A 434-nucleotide genomic window follows, 5' to 3' on the forward strand; every position below is an offset into this window, starting at 1 on the left:
TCCTGGAACGGCCCGGCCTCGATGTCCGCCAGCCCTGCCGGTACTGGCTCACCACGCTCACCGACCGCCGGGTGGAGGAGATCCTCCGCCTCGCGCGCAGCCACTCCGCGGCCCTCTCGGCCGTGACCACGCTCCGCCACCGGTTCGGCGTCCTCGACTTCGAGGGCCGCTCCTTCCCCGGCTGGCACCACCACATGACCATGGCCTCGGCCGCCTACGTCTACCAGCGCCTGTCCGGCAACGCCTGCCGGGCCACCCCACCACCGGACCGGCCCGACCCACCGGACCCCCCGCCGCGAGCACCGGCCGCATCGGTCACACCGGCCGCGGCGCTCGCCGACGCTCCGAACTGACGTGAAGCCAAGGGGGAGAAGTGGGGCACGTGAGACAGGTACTCGTGGTGGAGCAGAACACAGCCGCCGCCGAAACCATGG

The 434-nt window shown here is 72.6% G+C and carries 1 pseudogene; it reads left to right on the plus strand.

The features are described 5' to 3' along the window. Positions 1-353, plus strand: a pseudogene (locus RM590_RS35695) (IS701 family transposase); the annotation flags it as partial. Between the last annotated feature and the right edge of the window lie 81 nt (positions 354-434).

Source organism: Streptomyces litchfieldiae (assembly GCF_031845365.1).
In the GTDB taxonomy this organism is placed as follows: domain Bacteria; phylum Actinomycetota; class Actinomycetes; order Streptomycetales; family Streptomycetaceae; genus Streptomyces; species Streptomyces litchfieldiae.